At 66.7% G+C, this 15814-nt stretch carries 19 protein-coding genes; 13 read left to right on the plus strand and 6 right to left on the minus strand.

Annotation, left to right across the window (positions count from 1 at the left end; genetic code table 11):
• The first annotated feature begins 172 nt into the window (after positions 1-172).
• Complete coding sequence (locus FL625_RS05775; protein ID WP_149587663.1) at positions 173-1063, plus strand: hypothetical protein; 891 nt, start codon at positions 173-175, stop codon at positions 1061-1063.
• Here FL625_RS05775 and gshB read toward each other — a convergent pair.
• The 3 genes from gshB to rsmI are packed head-to-tail and all read right to left on the minus strand — an operon-like array spanning position 1060 to position 3276.
• Positions 1060-2001: a glutathione synthase gene (gshB, locus tag FL625_RS05780; RefSeq protein ID WP_149587664.1), complete on the minus strand. Its 942-nt coding sequence runs from the start codon at positions 1999-2001 to the stop codon at positions 1060-1062. The two genes, FL625_RS05775 and gshB, sit on opposite strands and share 4 nt — an antisense overlap.
• Positions 2002-2057: 56 nt before the next feature.
• Positions 2058-2456: a YraN family protein gene (locus tag FL625_RS05785; protein ID WP_149587665.1), complete on the minus strand. Its 399-nt coding sequence runs from the start codon at positions 2454-2456 to the stop codon at positions 2058-2060.
• A gap of 4 nt (positions 2457-2460) precedes the next feature.
• The gene (rsmI, locus tag FL625_RS05790) at positions 2461-3276 is read right to left on the minus strand and encodes a 16S rRNA (cytidine(1402)-2'-O)-methyltransferase (RefSeq protein WP_235019323.1); all 816 of its coding nucleotides are present in this window, start codon (positions 3274-3276) and stop codon (positions 2461-2463) included.
• Between the two features lie 148 nt (positions 3277-3424).
• Here rsmI and FL625_RS05795 point away from each other — a divergent pair, with 148 nt between their 5' ends.
• From FL625_RS05795 to murJ, 3 genes are all read left to right on the plus strand, one after another.
• A complete protein-coding gene (locus FL625_RS05795; protein WP_149587666.1) occupies positions 3425-4597 on the plus strand; it encodes a penicillin-binding protein activator in 1173 nt (390 codons plus the stop codon).
• Positions 4598-4671: 74 nt separating this feature from the next.
• Positions 4672-7383 carry a [protein-PII] uridylyltransferase gene (locus tag FL625_RS05800; RefSeq protein ID WP_235019324.1) on the plus strand — a complete coding sequence of 904 codons (2712 nt, stop codon included), beginning with the start codon at positions 4672-4674 and terminating at the stop codon, positions 7381-7383.
• Entirely contained in the window at positions 7380-8915 is a 1536-nt protein-coding gene (gene murJ / locus FL625_RS05805; protein ID WP_149587668.1) for a murein biosynthesis integral membrane protein MurJ, read from the plus strand. Before FL625_RS05800 ends, murJ begins: the two co-directional genes overlap by 4 nt.
• Here the strand turns inward: murJ and FL625_RS05810 are convergent.
• Positions 8906-9595, minus strand: coding sequence for a rhomboid family intramembrane serine protease (locus tag FL625_RS05810; protein ID WP_149587669.1), 690 nt, complete (start codon positions 9593-9595; stop codon positions 8906-8908). The two genes, murJ and FL625_RS05810, sit on opposite strands and share 10 nt — an antisense overlap.
• Before the next feature lie 86 nt (positions 9596-9681).
• Here FL625_RS05810 and trpS point away from each other — a divergent pair, with 86 nt between their 5' ends.
• Positions 9682-10734 (plus strand): tryptophan--tRNA ligase, encoded by a 1053-nt coding sequence (trpS, locus tag FL625_RS05815; protein WP_149587670.1) that lies wholly within the window; start codon positions 9682-9684, stop codon positions 10732-10734.
• A gap of 810 nt (positions 10735-11544) precedes the next feature.
• On the opposite strand, the gene FL625_RS18055 is transcribed toward trpS, so the two are convergent.
• Both FL625_RS18055 and FL625_RS05820 read right to left on the minus strand, forming a co-directional pair.
• On the minus strand, positions 11545-11688 hold the full coding sequence (locus tag FL625_RS18055) for a hypothetical protein (RefSeq protein WP_160147737.1): 144 nt from the start codon (positions 11686-11688) through the stop codon (positions 11545-11547).
• Positions 11689-11789: 101 nt separating this feature from the next.
• Entirely contained in the window at positions 11790-12479 is a 690-nt protein-coding gene (locus FL625_RS05820) for a S24 family peptidase (RefSeq protein WP_149587671.1), read from the minus strand.
• Between the two features lie 88 nt (positions 12480-12567).
• On the opposite strand from FL625_RS05820, the gene FL625_RS05825 reads away from it, so the two are divergent.
• From FL625_RS05825 to FL625_RS05855, 8 genes are all read left to right on the plus strand, one after another.
• Positions 12568-12816 (plus strand): hypothetical protein, encoded by a 249-nt coding sequence (locus FL625_RS05825; RefSeq protein ID WP_149587672.1) that lies wholly within the window; start codon positions 12568-12570, stop codon positions 12814-12816.
• A 32-nt stretch (positions 12817-12848) separates the two neighbouring features.
• Positions 12849-12983, plus strand: coding sequence for a hypothetical protein (locus FL625_RS18500; RefSeq protein ID WP_268815760.1), 135 nt, complete (start codon positions 12849-12851; stop codon positions 12981-12983).
• Between the two features lie 53 nt (positions 12984-13036).
• Positions 13037-13249 carry a hypothetical protein gene (locus tag FL625_RS05830; RefSeq protein ID WP_149587673.1) on the plus strand — a complete coding sequence of 71 codons (213 nt, stop codon included), beginning with the start codon at positions 13037-13039 and terminating at the stop codon, positions 13247-13249.
• Positions 13250-13278: 29 nt separating this feature from the next.
• The gene (locus FL625_RS05835) at positions 13279-13476 is read left to right on the plus strand and encodes a hypothetical protein (RefSeq protein ID WP_149587674.1); all 198 of its coding nucleotides are present in this window, start codon (positions 13279-13281) and stop codon (positions 13474-13476) included.
• A complete protein-coding gene (locus FL625_RS05840; RefSeq protein WP_149587675.1) occupies positions 13476-13796 on the plus strand; it encodes a hypothetical protein in 321 nt (106 codons plus the stop codon). The genes FL625_RS05835 and FL625_RS05840 overlap by 1 nt, the downstream gene beginning before the upstream one ends.
• Positions 13793-14041 carry a hypothetical protein gene (locus tag FL625_RS05845; protein WP_149587676.1) on the plus strand — a complete coding sequence of 83 codons (249 nt, stop codon included), beginning with the start codon at positions 13793-13795 and terminating at the stop codon, positions 14039-14041. The genes FL625_RS05840 and FL625_RS05845 overlap by 4 nt, the downstream gene beginning before the upstream one ends.
• On the plus strand, positions 14038-14925 hold the full coding sequence (locus FL625_RS05850) for a ParB/RepB/Spo0J family partition protein (RefSeq protein WP_149587677.1): 888 nt from the start codon (positions 14038-14040) through the stop codon (positions 14923-14925). The genes FL625_RS05845 and FL625_RS05850 overlap by 4 nt, the downstream gene beginning before the upstream one ends.
• The coding region (locus tag FL625_RS05855; protein WP_268815761.1) for a DNA-binding domain-containing protein at positions 14922-15814 on the plus strand (893 nt) is incomplete at its 3' end. The genes FL625_RS05850 and FL625_RS05855, both read left to right, overlap by 4 nt.

A 15814-nucleotide genomic window follows, 5' to 3' on the forward strand; every position in this document is an offset into this window, starting at 1 on the left:
TCCGGCGGGCCGCTGGCGGTGTGCGGCAACCTTACCGGGTGCGGGGCGGCGGTCCAAACGTCCTGTGGTCGTATACGACCATTTTCCCGCGCTTTCGGGGCGGCAGCGGGCCTTTCCAGCCCCGGCCCCGACCTGTAGGCTGTCGGCAGAGTCGTTGTGAAAGGTGATTGTCATGGCCGAATTTCCTAGCCGCCGCAGTGTTCTGGCCGGGCTTGCGGCGCTTCCCGCGATTGCGGGCGGCGCGGTTGGCGCCGGTCCGGCCGAGCGGCCGTTCAACCTGCGCATCGTTATGTCGGGCCACAGCCTGACCGACCCGATCCCGCATCCGCTGGAGATCCTGGTCAGGGCGGCGGGCGGGCAGCAGTCGCGCGGCATGAAGATCGACCTGTCCACGATTCCCGGCAGCCCGGCCGAGCACCGCTGGGATAACGACCTGAACCTGCCGGTGGATGCCCGGCGGGACATCGCGAAATACGACCTGCTGGTGCTGACCGAACGTGTGGCGGTACGCGCGACCCTGGAATGGCACCACGCCGACAAGATTGCGCTGAAATGGTTCGAACACGCCTGGAAGAACGGTCGTGGCGGCAAGGGTGCCGAGACAGTCTATTATGCCTCTTGGATCAGCCTAGACAGCGGCAAGCCCAGCGAATGGGACAACAGCGAGGACCAGAAGATCCCTTTCCGCGAGCGGCTGGATGTCGAGATGTCCGCCTGGCAGAGCATCGCGGATTTCGTGAACGCCAACCGCCCGAAGGACAGCTCGCGGATGCGGGTGATTCCCGGGCCGAAGATCATGGCGGCGGTCTATGACGCGATCCAGGCCGGCACGGCGCCCGGCCTGTCGCGGATGCAGGAGCTGTTCGAGGACGACATCCACGTCAATGCGAAGGGCGCCTTCCTGATCGCGCTGGCGCATTACGCCGTGATCTACGGCCGCGACCCGCGCGAGATCCCGGGACTGCGGGGCGAGCCCGGCTGGCCCTCGGCCGCGCAGCAGGCCTGGATGAAGGAGGTCGTCTGGACCGTGGTCAGCGCCTATCCCGACAGCGGGCTGGCCTAGGCGCGCTTCGCCTCGATCACTTCCCAGATGCGGCGCGCGGCATTGGTGCCGTCGAACCGCTCCAGCTCCTGGATGCCGGTGGGCGAGGTCACGTTGATCTCGGTCAGCCAGTCGCCGATCACGTCGATGCCGACGAAGATCTGGCCCTTCTCGCGCAACACGGGGCCAATGGCGCGGCAGATCTCCAGGTCGCGCTCGGTCAGTCCCACCTTCTCGGGCCGCCCGCCGGCATGCATGTTCGACCGGGTTTCACCGGCCTGCGGCACGCGGTTGATCGCGCCCACCGGCTCGCCGTCAACAAGGATCACCCGCTTGTCGCCCCTTTCGACCGCGGGCAGGAACTTCTGCACGATCACCGGCTCGCGGTTGATGCCCATGAACAGCTCGTGCAGCGAGGTCAGGTTGCGGTCGTTCGGGTCCAGCCGGAAGACGCCCGCGCCGCCGTTGCCGTAAAGCGGCTTCAGGATGATGTCGCCGTGCCGGGCCTTGAAGGCGCGGATGGTGCCGAGGTCGCGGGCGATGGCGGTGGGCGGGGTCAGTTCCGGGAAACGCAGCACGAGGAGCTTTTCGGGCGAATTGCGCACCCAGAAGGGATCGTTCACCACCAGCGTCCGGGGATGGATCATCTCCAGCAGGTGGGTGGTTGTGATGTAGCCCATGTCGAAAGGCGGGTCCTGGCGCAGCCAGACCACGTCGAACCCGCCCAGATCGACCTCGGTCTCCTCGCCATAGGTCACATGATTGCCGACCTCGCGCCGAACCTCGATCGGCCAGCCGCGTGCCATGACCCGGCCTTCGACATAGGCCAGGCGGTCGGGCGTGTAGAAGAACAGCGAATGTCCCCGCACCTGGGCCTCCAGCGCAATGCGGAAGGTGGAATCGGCGTTGATGTTGACCGACCCGATCGGGTCCATCTGCAAGGCTACCTTGAGGGGCATCGGTTCACTCCGTCCTGTGACTCCGAGTGATGACCGATGGCTGCGGAAGATGCAATTCAGCCCGCGAAGGCGTTTTCCACAATCTCGATCCGGCCCAGGGCATCGACCAGTGCAAGGTCGATGCGGACATCGGTCAAGAGTCCCTTGGGTTCACCCGCCAGGAATTCATCGACGGCCGCAAAGATGCGTCCGACCTGTGCTTGGGACAGGTGCGAGGCAGCAAGGTCATGAGTGCGACTGTGCTTGACCTCGACGAAGACCACCACATCCCCGTCGCGGCCGATCAGGTCGATCTCGCCGCCGCGGCTGCGCCAGTTCCGCGCGCAGATGGCCGTTCCGCGGGTCTCGTACAGTCGTGCAACTGCGGCTTCGGCGGCATGACCTGCATGGTAGTTGGCCTTGCCGCGCGCCGAGCGGGACCGGCCAACGGGAGAGGCAATGCAATCGAAAGGCATGCGGTCATTCCTTGCTGCGGTCGAGGGCGATCCGGTAGGCGATCTTGCGCGATACGCCCAGAGTCTGCGACACAAATATTGCTGCATCCTTAACGGACATGGTCTGCAAGGCCTCATCCAATGCCGCTGCGATGTCTTCCTCGGTTGCGGCGGACGCCGGGGCGCGGTCGACGAGCACGACGATCTCGCCACGGATCTGCCGGCCCGCGACATCGGCCGCCAGGTCGCCAAGCGGCCCGCGCAGCACCTCTTCGTAGCGTTTGGTAAGCTCCCGGCAGACCACAGCCCGGCGGGTCGGCCCCAGGGCTGTGACCATGTCGGCCAGAAGATCCGCCAGCCTCTTGGGGCTTTCGTACAGGATCAGCGTGGCCTGCACGCCCGCCAGTTCGCCCAGGAACGACCGCCTTGCCGCCTGTGCCGCCGGGGCAAAGCCGGCAAAGAGGAACCGGTCCGAGGGCAGACCCGAGAGTGTGAGCGCGCAGATCGCCGCGCAGGGACCGGGGGCAGCAGTCATCGGCAGCCCGGCTTCGGCCACGGCCCGCGCCAGTTCGAAGCCGGGATCCGAGATCAGCGGCGTCCCGGCCTCGGAGGCATAGGCAAGGCTCTTGCCCTCGGCCAGCAGGGCCAGCAGTCGCTGCATCTGCCCCGGGCCGGAATGGTCGTGGTAGGCAATCAGCGGGCGGCCCGAAAGCGCGATGCCGTGGATCTCCATCAGGTGCCTGAGCGTTCTGGTATCCTCGGCCACCAGCACATCCGCCCCCGCCAGGACGTCCAGCGCGCGCAGCGTGATGTCGCGTGCTGCACCGATCGGCGTCGACACGAAGTGCAGTCCCGGCGGAATGGCGCGCAGGCCGGGATTTGCCGCAGAATCAGAGGTGTCGGAGGCCGGCCTCACAAGTTTACTTCCCGCATCGAACCCTTTACCTTGGCTCGCAATCGCAGTCGCACTGCAACAGTGAGGAACCACCATGTTGTCCGTTATTCGCCGGGCCCGCAAGTCGCTGGGTCAGATGCTTGTTGGCCTTGGCGCCGTCGTCCTTTCCGCCTGCGTTCCGGCGACTGGTCCCGGCACACCGCCTCCCGGCGGCGGATCGGTGCAGGTGGCTCTTCTGGTTCCCTCGGGGTCCGGCCAGTCGCAGGATGAACTCTTCGGGTCAAACCTCGAGAACGCGGCGCGGCTGGCAATGGCGGACCTGTCGGGTGTCAATGTCGACCTGCGCGTCTATCGCACCGGCGGCAGCCCGGCGAAGGCCTCGGCCCTCGCGAAGCAGGCAGTGGACGAGGGCGCCCAGGTCATCCTTGGCCCGTTCTATTCCGAGGAAGCCAACGCGGCGGGCGTGGCGGTCGCCAGTACCGGCGTCAACGTGCTTGCGTTCTCGAACAACGCGGCCATCGCCGGGGGGAACGTCTTTGTCCTCGGGCAGACCTTCGACGTGACAGCGCGCCGGCTTGCCGGCTACGCGGTCCGCAACGGCAAATCGAATGTCCTGATCGTCCACGACCGCAATGTCGCGGGCGAGGTCGGCAAGGCCGCGATCGAACGCGGGGTCGCGGCGGCCGGCGGCAAGGTGGTCGGCGTGACATCCTACGAATTCTCGCAGAACGGCATCGTCCAGGCCGCGCCGGGCATCGTCAGCGCGGCGCGTTCCTCCGGGGCCACGGCGCTGTTCCTGACCGCGGATACCGCGGGCGCCCTGCCGCTGCTGACGCAGCTTCTGGTGGACAATGGCATCGACCGTGCGACGACGCAGTTCATCGGCCTGACGCGCTGGGACATCCCGCCGGCAACGCTGTCGTTGCCAGGGGTGCAGGGCGGCTGGTTCGCCTTGCCCGATCCGGGCCTGACCGCGCAATTCCGCGAGCGCTATGCGGCGGCCTACGGCAGCCAGCCGGCGCCGGTGGCGGCGCTGGCCTATGACGGGATCGCGGCGATCGGAGCCCTTGCCGGGCGGGTCAAGGGCGGTGCGCCGATCGGCAAGGCGGACCTGACCCAATCGGCCGGCTTCGCCGGGGTGGCGGGGATCTTCCGCTTCCTGCCCAACGGGACCAACCAGCGCGGCCTTGCCGTCGCCCAGATCAGGGGCAATCAGGTCGTGATCGTTGACGCCGCGCCGCGCAGCTTCGCCGGCGCGGGCTTCTGACCCCGGGTCAGAACGACGTGGAAGCCCAGGCGGCGGTTTCACCGACGCAACCGGCCCCGGGTTCCGCCCATGCGGTGCCCGACGTCGTTGCACTGACCGCACAGGTCGAAGATGCCCTGCGCCAGGTGGCAGACGCCAGGTCCGCACGGGCAACGGTCGTAAGGCTGCTCCAGTCCGCCAGGACCGAGGCGACCGCTGCCCTCGAGGCCGAATTCCGCAAGACACCGCGTCAGGCCCGGGCCCTCGTTTCGGCTCAGGCCGCGCTGACCGACGTGCTGGTCCGGGTTGCCCTGGCGGCCGCGATGCGCCTGCATCCCCTGGCCAACCCGACCGAGGCCGAGCGTATCGCCGTCCTAGGCGTCGGCGGCTATGGCCGGGCCGAGATGGCGCCACAGTCCGATGTGGACCTGCTGTTCCTGACCCCCTGGAAGGTCACCCCCTGGGCCGAGAGCGTGATCGAGACCATGCTCTACATGCTGTGGGACCTGAAGCTGAAGGTCGGCCATGCCAGCCGCACGGTGAAGGACTGCATCCGCCTCGGGCGCGAGGACATCACCATCCGCACCGCGCTTCTGGAACACCGGTTCATCTGCGGCCATGCACCCCTCGCCGAGGAGCTGGACGCGAAGCTCTGGTCCGACCTCTTCCGCAACTCGGGGCCGGAGTTCATCGAGGCCAAGCTCGCCGAACGGGCGGAACGCCACAAGCGGCAGGGCGGCCAGCGCTATGTGCTGGAACCGAACGTGAAGGAAGGCAAGGGGGGCTTGCGCGACCTGCAGACGCTCTACTGGATCGGCAAGTACCTGAACCGCGTGCCTTCCGCCGAAGGGCTGGTCGGCGCCGGGCTTCTGTCGCGCGAGGAGTTCGACAGCTTTGCCCAGGCCGAGGATTTCCTCTGGGCCGTCCGCTGCCACCTGCACTACATCACCGGCCGGCCGACCGACACGCTGACCTTCGACCTTCAGGTCGAGGTGGCGGCGCGCATGGGCTATCGCGACGCGGGCGGGCGGCGGGCGGTCGAGATCTTCATGCAGGACTACTTCCGCCTCGCAACCCGGGTGGGCGAGCTGACCCGCATCTTCCTGACGGAACTCGAAGCCCGCCACGCCAAGCGCGAGGCCAGCCTCTTCGGCATCTTCAAGATGACCAAGCGGGTGAAGAAGGGCTACAAGCTGGTGCAGGGCCGGATCGACGTGGTCGATCCCGCGGCCTTCCTCGCCGACAAGCTGAACCTCCTGCGGGTGTTCGAAGAGGCGCTGCGAACACGGTATCTGCTGCACCCGAACGTGATGCGGATCGTCACGCAGAACCTGGATCTCATCGACGACGGGATGCGCGAGGACCCCGAGGCGCAGCGCATCTTCCTCGACCTGCTGCTCAAGCACGGCAACCCGGAACGCAGCCTGCGCCGGATGAACGAGCTCGGCGTGCTGTCGGCCTTCATTCCGGAGTTCGAACCCATCGTCGCGATGATGCAGTTCAACGTCTATCACCACTACACGGTGGACGAGCACATCATCCAGACGATCTCCTGCCTCGCGCAGATCGAACGCGAGGAACTGGTCGAGGAACTGCCGGTCGCCAGCGGCATCCTGAAGGCCGGGGTGAACCGCCGGGTGCTTTATGTGGCGCTGCTTCTCCATGACATCGGCAAGGGCCGGCCCGAGGACCATTCGATCCTCGGAGCCCAGATCGCCCGGCGGGTCTGCCCACGGCTCGGCCTCGATGCCGAGGAATGCGAGACGGTCGAATGGCTGGTGCGCTATCACCTTCTCATGTCCGACATGGCGCAGAAGCGCGACATCGGCGATCCCCGCACGGTGCGCGACTTCGCCAAGGCGGTGAAGACCCGCAAGCGGCTGGACCTTCTCACGGTGCTGACCGTCTGCGACATCCGCGGCGTGGGGCCGGGCACCTGGAACAACTGGAAGGCCATGCTGCTGCGGCAGCTCTACAAGCAGACCGCCGAGGCGCTGGAAGGCGGTCTCGAAACGCTCAACCGCGAGAACCGGCAGGAAGAGGCGACCCGCGCCCTGGCCGACCGGCTGAAAGGCTGGGATCCCGCGGCGCTGGAGCACGAGCTGACCCGCCACTACCCGCCCTACTGGCAGGGCCTGTCCACCGACACGCACGAGGTCTTTGCGCGCCTGCTGCAAGGCATCGGCGATGACGAGATCCGCATCGACCTGCACCCCGACCCCGACCGCGACGCGACCCGCGCCTGCTTCGCGCTGGCCGACCATCCCGGCATCTTCAGCCGCCTCGCCGGGGCGCTGGCGCTGGTCGGCGCGAACGTGGTGGATGCGCGCACCTACACCTCGAAGGACGGCTATGCGACCGCCGTCTTCTGGGTGCAGGACATCGAAGGCCACCCCTACGAGGTCAGCCGCCTGCCGCGCCTGCGCCAGATGATCGACAAGACGCTGAAGGGCGAGGTCGTGGCCCGCGAGGCGCTGAAGGACCGCGACAAGCTGAAGAAACGCGAACGCGAGTTCCGCTTCCCGACCCACATCATGTTCGACAACGAAGGGTCCGACATCTACACGATCATCGAGGTCGATACCCGCGACCGGCCGGGCCTGCTTTACGACCTGACCCGGACGCTCGCGGCCAGCAACATCTACATCGCCAGCGCCGTGATCGCGACCTATGGCGCGCAGGTGGTGGACACCTTCTATGTCAAGGACATGTTCGGCCTGAAGCTGCACCAGAAGCACCGGCAGGAGGCGCTGGAGAAGAAGCTGCGCCAGGCCATCACGGAAGGGGCCGAAAGGGCCGGCGCATGAGCCGGATGATCCGCAGCATCGTCACGCTGGGCGGCTGGACGCTGGTCTCGCGCGGGGCGGGGCTGGTGCGCGAGCTGATGATGGCCGCCTACCTTGGCGCGGGGCCGGTGGCCGACGCCTTCAACGTGGCCTTCTCGCTGCCCAACATGTTCCGCCGCTTCTTCGCGGAAGGCGCCTTCAACCAGGCCTTCGTGCCGCTTTACTCCAAGAAGCTGGAAGCCGGCACCGATGCCGAGGACTTCGCACAGAACGCATTTTCCGGCCTCACCGCCTTCCTGATCCTCTTCACCCTGATCGGCACCATCGCCATGCCGCTCCTGGTCTGGGCCATGGCCTCGGGCTTCGTCGGCGACGGGCGCTTCGACCTCGCGGTCGAGTTCGGGCGGATCACCTTCGTCTATATCGGCTTCATCTCGCTCTTCGCGCTCTTGTCCGGCATCCTGAACGCGCACGGCCATTTCGCCGAGGCCGGGGCGGTGCCGGTGCTGATGAACCTCGTCTTCATCGCCGCCATGGCACTGGCCGCGCACATGGGCTGGGACATGGGCCTGACGCTGGCCTGGACCACGCCGATCACCGGCATCGCGCAACTGGCCTGGACGCTTTACGCCGCGCGCCGGATCGGCTTTGTCCCTCGCCTGCGTCTGCCGCGCCTGACCCCGGATTTCCGCCGGCTGATGGTGAACATGGGGCCGGCGCTCATGGTCGGCGGGGTGGTGCAGATCAACCTTCTGGTCTCACGGCAGGTCGCCTCGGGGACCGAGGGCGCGATCTCCTGGCTGGTCTATGCCGACCGTCTCTACCAGCTGCCGCTGGGCGTGGTGGCGATCGCTGTGGGCACGGTGCTTCTGCCCGAACTGTCCCGCCGGCTTCAGGCCGGCGACAGCGCGGGCGGGCAGGACGCCTTCAACCGGGGGACGGAGTTTGCGCTGCTTCTCACCCTGCCCGCCGCCGTGGCGCTGGTCGTCATCGCCCTCCCGATCACCGAAGTCCTCTACCAGCGCGGCGCCTTCGGAGCCTACGATACCGCCGCCACCGCGCTTGCCCTGGCGATCTATGGCCTTGGCCTGCCCGCCTTCGTGTTGCAAAAGGCGCTGCAACCGCTGTTCTACGCCCGCGAGGACACGCGCAGCCCGTTCCGCTATGCCGTCTGGTCCATGGTGCTGAACGCAGCCCTCGCCTTCGGCCTGATGCCCTGGATCGGCTTCTCCGCCGCTGCCTGGGCCACCACGCTGTCGGCCTGGGTCATGGTCGGTCAACTCTGGTGGGGGTCGCGGCGCCTGGGCGAGGAGACGCGCTTCGACGCCCGGTTCCGGTCGCGCCTCTGGCGGATCGCGCTGGCCTCGGCCCTGATGGGGGCGGCGCTCTGGGTCGGCTGGGGCCTCCTCATGCCCCTGCTGGAAGATCGCGGCTGGCGGATCCTGGGCCTGGTGCTTCTCATCGGGATCGGCATGGCCAGCTATGCCGTCGCCGCCTTTGCGCTCAGGGCCGTGCGCCTGTCGGACCTGCGGGCGCTCCGGCCTCAGCGCTGACGGATCTGGTCCAGCACGCGGCCGAACCCGCCGGGGCTGACCACGACCGAAAGAAGGAACCCGGCGGCAAAGCCCGCGACATCCGCCACCCAGTCCCAGCCGCCGCCGAACAGCATCCCGAAGACGAACTGGAAGAACAAGAGGAACCCGATCAGCGAGAAGGCGCGCCACTTGTTCGCGCCCACCCGCGACAGGTTGGTGAAGATCATGAAGGTGAAGGCCCCGATCAACCCGTAAACCGCCGGATAGGCCCCGATCAGCGGCGCGCGGATGCCCGGCACCAGAAGCCCATAGGCCAGAGCCCCCGCCGCCGCCGAGCCCAGCACCACCGCCAGCACCGCCCACCAGCGGAACACCTCGCCCACCCATTTGCCAAGCGCGAGCAGCATGACCACGGCAAACAGCGCATGGGTCACCCCGCCATGCACCAGTCCGTAGCTGACCAGCCGGTGCAGCTCCTCGGCCGGGTGGCCGCCGGTTTCCCATTGCAGCTTCAGAAGCTCGGGGAACATGCCGAAGCGTTCCACCGCCTGCAATCGCCAGCCCACGCCCTGCGCCCCGCCGACCAGTCCGGCCTCGGCCAGGGACAGGAGCATCTCCATCGCGATCACCGGCAGGGCCAGGGCCCAGACGATCCAGGGCAGGGGGTTCAGGGGGGGGGCGTGCAAATCCTGATCCATGTCCTGCCTCGCTGCCTTGTCCGATTGACGCCTGTTTGCCCTTGGATTACGCGGGTCCGGCAGGATTTTCCAGATGGAGCCACCCCATGACCTCGCAGGCTTCGGCGGTCCAAACGCCGAAAACCTTCAAACCCCGCATCTTCTCGGGCATCCAGCCCTCGGGCGGGCTGACGCTGGGCAACTATCTCGGCGCGCTGAAACGCTTCGTGGAAAAGCAGGACGAGGGCATCGAGACGATCTATTGCCTCGTGGACCTGCACGCGATCACCGTCTGGCAGGATCCGGCGAAGCTCCGCCAGCAGACCCGCGAGGGCGCGGCCGCCTTCATCGCGGCGGGGATCGACCCGAAACGGTCCATCCTCTTCAACCAGTCCCAGGTCTCCGCCCATGCGGAACTCGGCTGGATCTTCAACTGCATCGCCCGCATGGGCTGGATGAGCCGGATGACCCAGTGGAAGGACAAGGCCGGCAAGAACGCCGAGGCGGCATCGCTGGGCCTCTTCGCCTATCCCTCGCTGATGGCGGCCGACATCCTTGTCTATCACGCGACCATGGTCCCGGTGGGCGAGGACCAGAAGCAGCATCTGGAGCTGACCCGCGACATCGCGATCAAGTTCAACAACGACTATGGCGTTGACTTCTTCCCGGTGGTCGAACCCCTGATCGAGGGCGCCGCGACCCGCGTCATGAGCTTGCGCGACGGGACGAAGAAGATGTCCAAGTCCGACCCCTCGGACCAGAGCCGGATCAACCTGACCGACAGCGCCGACATGATCGCGCAGAAGATCCGCAAGGCCAAGACCGACCCCGATCCGCTGCCCGAAACCGCCGAGGGCCTGAAGGACCGCCCCGAGGCCCGGAACCTTGTGAAAATCTATGCGGCATTGGCCGGGCACAGTGTGGACCAGGTCATCCGCGACTTCGCCGGCGCGCAGTTCGGCACCTTCAAGCCCGCTCTGGCCGACCTGGCGGTCGCCAAGCTGTCGCCGATCACGACCGAGATGAACCGGCTGATGGCCGACCCGGCCGAGATCGACCGTATCCTCGGCGACGGGGCCGAGCGGGCCGCGGCCATCGCCGAACCCATTCTCGAACAGGTGTTCGACATCACCGGAATGATCCGCTCGCGCCGCAAGTAATCCACAGCTTTTGCGCGCGCAGGGCCCGGTCTGTCACATTCCCGATTCAGCCCGACCCTAGGGTCAGGGCGTCCGGAGATGCGATCTGTCCCCATCGCCCCGGTCCCTGCCTGCTGTCCCCTGAAGGGCAAGGACCCGTTCCGACACGCCCCCGTGCCCCCCCCCCGCACGGGGGCATTTTTCTGCCGCAGCGTGTCCCTGCGGCGGCCCTGCTCGCCCGGAATGCCAAGTCCTTGACTCCGCAGACTCTCCTGACCCCGATTTCCGCTGTGCGTTGACAACAGAATCTGCAGTGAAGGCGGAGGACGCCGGAAGACGCCGGAAGACGTTGGACGGCGTGTGGCAACAAAGGCTTAGGCTGTTGCGGCGGCGCGTTCGTAGGCGCCTAGCACTGTCAGCAGGAAATGCAGGTTTGGGGTGTGCGAGGCCCGGATCGCGGCGCGACACGCATGAGGAGTGTGGACGCGCGGCGACCGTTTAACCGCTTGTAAAACAGGGCTTATCATGGTGGACGTGGTGCCGGTGCGACGGTCAGAACGTGCATAAGAACGCATCGGAACATGCAAATCCATTGGCATGTTGGGTAATCCAGTTGCATGTTGTCCGTAACCCACGGAAAAGTCTGGCTAATGGTAAAAAGGCCAGGTGCGAAAGCCGACCTGTAACATGCAACTGGTTCTTGCGGTTTGGTCGTGGTCAGAGGCAAAGATAGAGGCGCTCCACGTGGTACTGGTTCACTCGGCGCACCGAGGCATACTCGGCCTTCTTGCCGGTCTTCGAGCAGATGCGCGCCGCCTGGGCATCGGTCGCTTAGCTCCGCACGCCCTCGCCGAAGACGTTGTCCTGGGCGATCTTCACGCTGGCACCGTTATAGTCGGGAATGATCGGCTCCGAGGCCGGAACGCAGGCGGACAGGCAGGCGACTGCGATCAGTGACACGGTGGTGGTTCGCATGGTGGATACTCCCTCAACTTTAGGCGGCAGACGTTCCGTGGCGGAAAACGATCGATGCGGCGGAAGAACGGCAGAGATACGCCGATCTTTTGGCGGGCGACCTATCGCCAGACGTGCCCTGACCATGCCACGCGGCCGAGGATGTTCAGCAGGTGCGCATCGCGGTCGGAGATCACCTCAGGCGGAATGTCGCGGTTGTCGGAATAGAGCACGAGGAGACGTTCCGAGGGCCTGCGCTCGAGGCGCTTCACGCGGGCCTCGCCTTCCTGGATGAAGGCGAGGATCGGCAGCTTCGTCACGGGGCGGTCCGGCCGATGCTCCGGCACCTCTCTCCTGGCGGTGTCGATCAGAACGAGGTCGCCCGACTGGATGGCGGGGGCCATGCTGTCGCCCGAGATGCGGGCGAGGGCGGCAGAGTCCGGCCTTACGCCGATCTTTCGCAGCCAGTCCTGGCGGAACAGCAGGTGATCGATCACCGCCGCTTCTCCGTTCGACACCCCCGGCCCCGCCGAGAGCCAGGCATCGTGCACCGGAACCCGCGCATAGTCCTCGCCAGAGATCTCCACAACCCCAACTGGCTCGGCAGGACGGCGCGGGCCGAAGTAGAACTCCAGATCGAGCACTTCGGCCAGTCGCATCAGAGACGGCAGGTTGTACCGCTTCTCGCCCTCTCTGGGCATGCGCATATTCTTAAGCAGGGACGGATGCCCGACAGCGAGCTTCGACGCCGCTGAATCGCTCAGCCCCTTACGCTTTAGAGCCTGGTCGATGATGTCCAGAATCGCATCCATTTCGGTAAACTAGCCTGTAATGGCTAAAGTTGAAAGTCTGGCCTGTTGTGGCTTGACTGTAGTGGCCTTTAGTGGCTAAATGGCGCGCATGGATCAGCGCACCAGAATACTCACCCTCCAACAGCAGCTTTGCGAGCACCTGGGGAAAAGCCATTGGACGATCTCCATGCGCATCTTCGCGAAGGGCGACTTCTTCAAGAAGCTGCAGGCCGGCGGTGACTGCAGGACCAGCACGGCCGACAGGGCTATGCAGTGGTTCTCGGACAACTGGCCCGACGACCTGTCCTGGCCGAACGAAATTGCGCGGCCGCCGAGTGCGAAGCGGGAGGCGGCATGATGGCCCATTATCCCAACATCAGGAGACATGAGATGCGCAGGTTGCTGAACGCCGTCCGGCGGCTGGACGATCACTGGCTGGGCGACCTGATCGGCGTCCTGTGCCTTTTCGGCCTGATCCCCCTGGTCCTGTTTCTGGGGACCTTCTTCGGCGGAGTTCAGCAATGAGGGACCGGGACGATGACTTTTTCGACGATCTGGCCCGCTCCGCGCGCGATTGCATGGCGGAGGCCCTGGAGGCCATCGAGGGCGTCCGCGTGGCGCGGCGGAACGTCGAGAACAAGGATCTGTCGGAGGCTGGCGAGTATCTGGCGCTGAAGGCGCTGACGGATGCCGAGGAACGGCTGATGGCGGCGGTCATGACGGACGATTTCGTGGCCTGCCAGCGGCACTTTCTGAATGTCCTGGTCGAGTTCCTGGAGGGCGGGCGATGAGCGGTCCGGTGCCTCGGGATTGGACGGAGATGATCGGCCATCTGCACGCGGCGCAGGTCGCAGAGCAGCAGATGAAGGATCCCGCGGCGCCGCGGATCCGGCGGGACGAGGCCATCGTGCGCCATGCGCGCGCACTTGACGCGATCTTCGCCTGCCTCTCTCGGCTGCGGGAAAGTCAGGAGCTGGCCCGCATCACGTTGATGCTGGCCCGCAAGGAGAGACGCTGATGGGTGCTGACAACTTCATGTTCGCGCGGCCCGGTCGGGGTCGGTGGCGCATCGTCGAGAAGGGTGATGTCTTCGAGGTGCGCGACCCGGACCGGAACATTCACGGCACCTATGCCACGCGGAATGCGGCCCAAGCGGCCTGCGGCCATGCGCAGCGGCGCGACGACGAACGGGCGCGGCGGATTGTGCGGCCCTGCCTGTGCTGCGGCCAGCCCTTCCGAAGCGAGGGTATCCACAATCGCCTGTGCAGCCGGTGCAGGACCTCCGAGGAGGGCCTTCTGCCGCACGCCATCGCGCCGCGGAGCGGTCGGCCCAGATGAGTGCGTGTGGCCACATCCACGCGGCGGGCCTGGACAGCCCGCGCCTGCAGCGGGTGCTGCGGCTGCTGTCGGACGGCAGGCCCCGCACCACGCGGGACATCGTCCGAAAGGCGCGCGTGATGGCGGTCCCGGCGGTCGTGGCAGAGCTGCGACACCACGGTGCCGAGATCCTGTGCGCCCGTGTTCATACCCCGATGGGACCACGTTTCTACTACACCATGACCAAGGCCCCCACCCGCAAATGAAAGCCCCGACCTTGCAGACGACCGGCCCGGTGCCGGTGACGGAGATCGACGACCGCAACCGCCTCAGACCTGTCAGCCAGGCCGGAGTCGAGGCGCTGAAAGCATCCATCGCCGAGACCGGGGTGATGAAGGACGCGATCCATGTGCGGCGGAAGAAGGGGCACGGGCTGGTCCTGATCGCCGGGGCCCACCGCCTGGAAGCCGCGCGCCAGCTGGGCTGGAGCGAGATCGAGGCCAAGGTCTGGACGGATGTGACCGACGACTGGGCACGTCTGATGGAGATCGACGACAACCTGGCCGGGGCCGAGATGGGGCCGCTGGACACGGCCGTCTTCCTGGCCGAGCGCAAGCGGGTCTACGAGCGCCTGCACCCGGAGACGCGGCATGGTGGCGACCGAAGGAGCGTCGAGTTCCGGAATCAAGTGGACATGATGTCCGTTCGATCCTTCGTCGCCACTACGGCCGAGAAGTTCGGCCTGTCCGACCGGCATGTCCGGCGTCTGGTCTGGGCCGGCGAAAAGCTGGGGGTGGACAGCGCCAGGCTGCGGTCGGCGCCGCGCCCGGTCACGTTGAACGACCTGATGCAGATCGCGAAGATCGGCGAGCCGGCCTTGCGCTATGCGGTGGTCGATGCGCTGATCGAGGGCAAGGCGAAGTCGGCCGCCGGGGCTCGTCGGACGATCACGGCGCGGGAGCGTGGCGACGAAGCCGTGCTCAAGGACCGTGCCGAGGCCGATTTCATTGCGCTTACAAAGGCCTGGACCCGTGCGTCGACGGCGGCGAAGAAGCGGTTCCTGATCAACTATCGCGAGCAGATCTGGGAGGCCAGCAACAAGGGCGAGCCGCTGTGGCGCAATTACGACGGCGACGGGGGCGAGGCATGAGGCTCGTTCCGTCGCAGGAATGGTGGACACCTGCGCAGATCGCCGAAAGCGGTCTGCCTGACCTGCCGAAGACCCGCCAAGGAGTCGATGCACTGGTCGATCGGCTGAACTGGCGAGCTGCGACGCAGTTCGCGCGCCGCCGGTCGGGCAAGGGAGGCGGATGGGAATACAGCTGGCATCTGTTCCCGAACGCGGCACAGCGTGCGCTGATCAAGCAGGCCGTGGCCCCGAAAGTCGCGGCCGCGAAGACGCGCGACGAAGTCTGGGCCTGGTATGAGGCGCTGCCCGAGGCCGTGAAGGCGAAGGCGCAAGCGCGGCTTCTGGCGATCCAGAAGGTCGAGGCTCTGGAGGCGACCGTCGGCCGCCATCTGGCGGTAGGGCAGGTCGCAGCGCTCACCGGCATCGGCGCACGCACGATCTGGTCCTGGTTCAGGCTGATCGACGGCGTGGCCGCACATGACCGGCTGGCCTATCTTGCGCCCCGCAACCGTGCGGCAGAGAAGCGCCCACGCGCCAAGGACTGCGCGCCCGAGTTCTTCGAGATCCTGAAATCCGACTATCTTCGGCTGGAGGCCCCGCCGTTCAGCGACTGCTACCGGCGTGCGGTGCGGATTGCGAAGGAGCGCGGGCTGGACGTCCTGCCGGAGCGCACGATGCGGCGCCGCCTCGATGCGACCGTCAGCCGGGTGACGCAGATCATCGCGCGACAGGGCGTCGAGGCGGCGAAGCGGCTCTACCCTTCGCAGAACCGCGACAAGACGGCCCTGCGCGCACTGGAAGCGGTGAACGCGGACTTCCACAAGTTCGACGTCTTCGTCCGCTGGCCGGGTGTCGGCGGCGAGCCGGGCGCGGTGGTGCGCCCGCATATGGTCGCGTTTCAGGACGTCTT

This window comes from Tabrizicola flagellatus (genome assembly GCF_008271465.1).
Lineage (GTDB): Bacteria > Pseudomonadota > Alphaproteobacteria > Rhodobacterales > Rhodobacteraceae > Tabrizicola > Tabrizicola flagellata.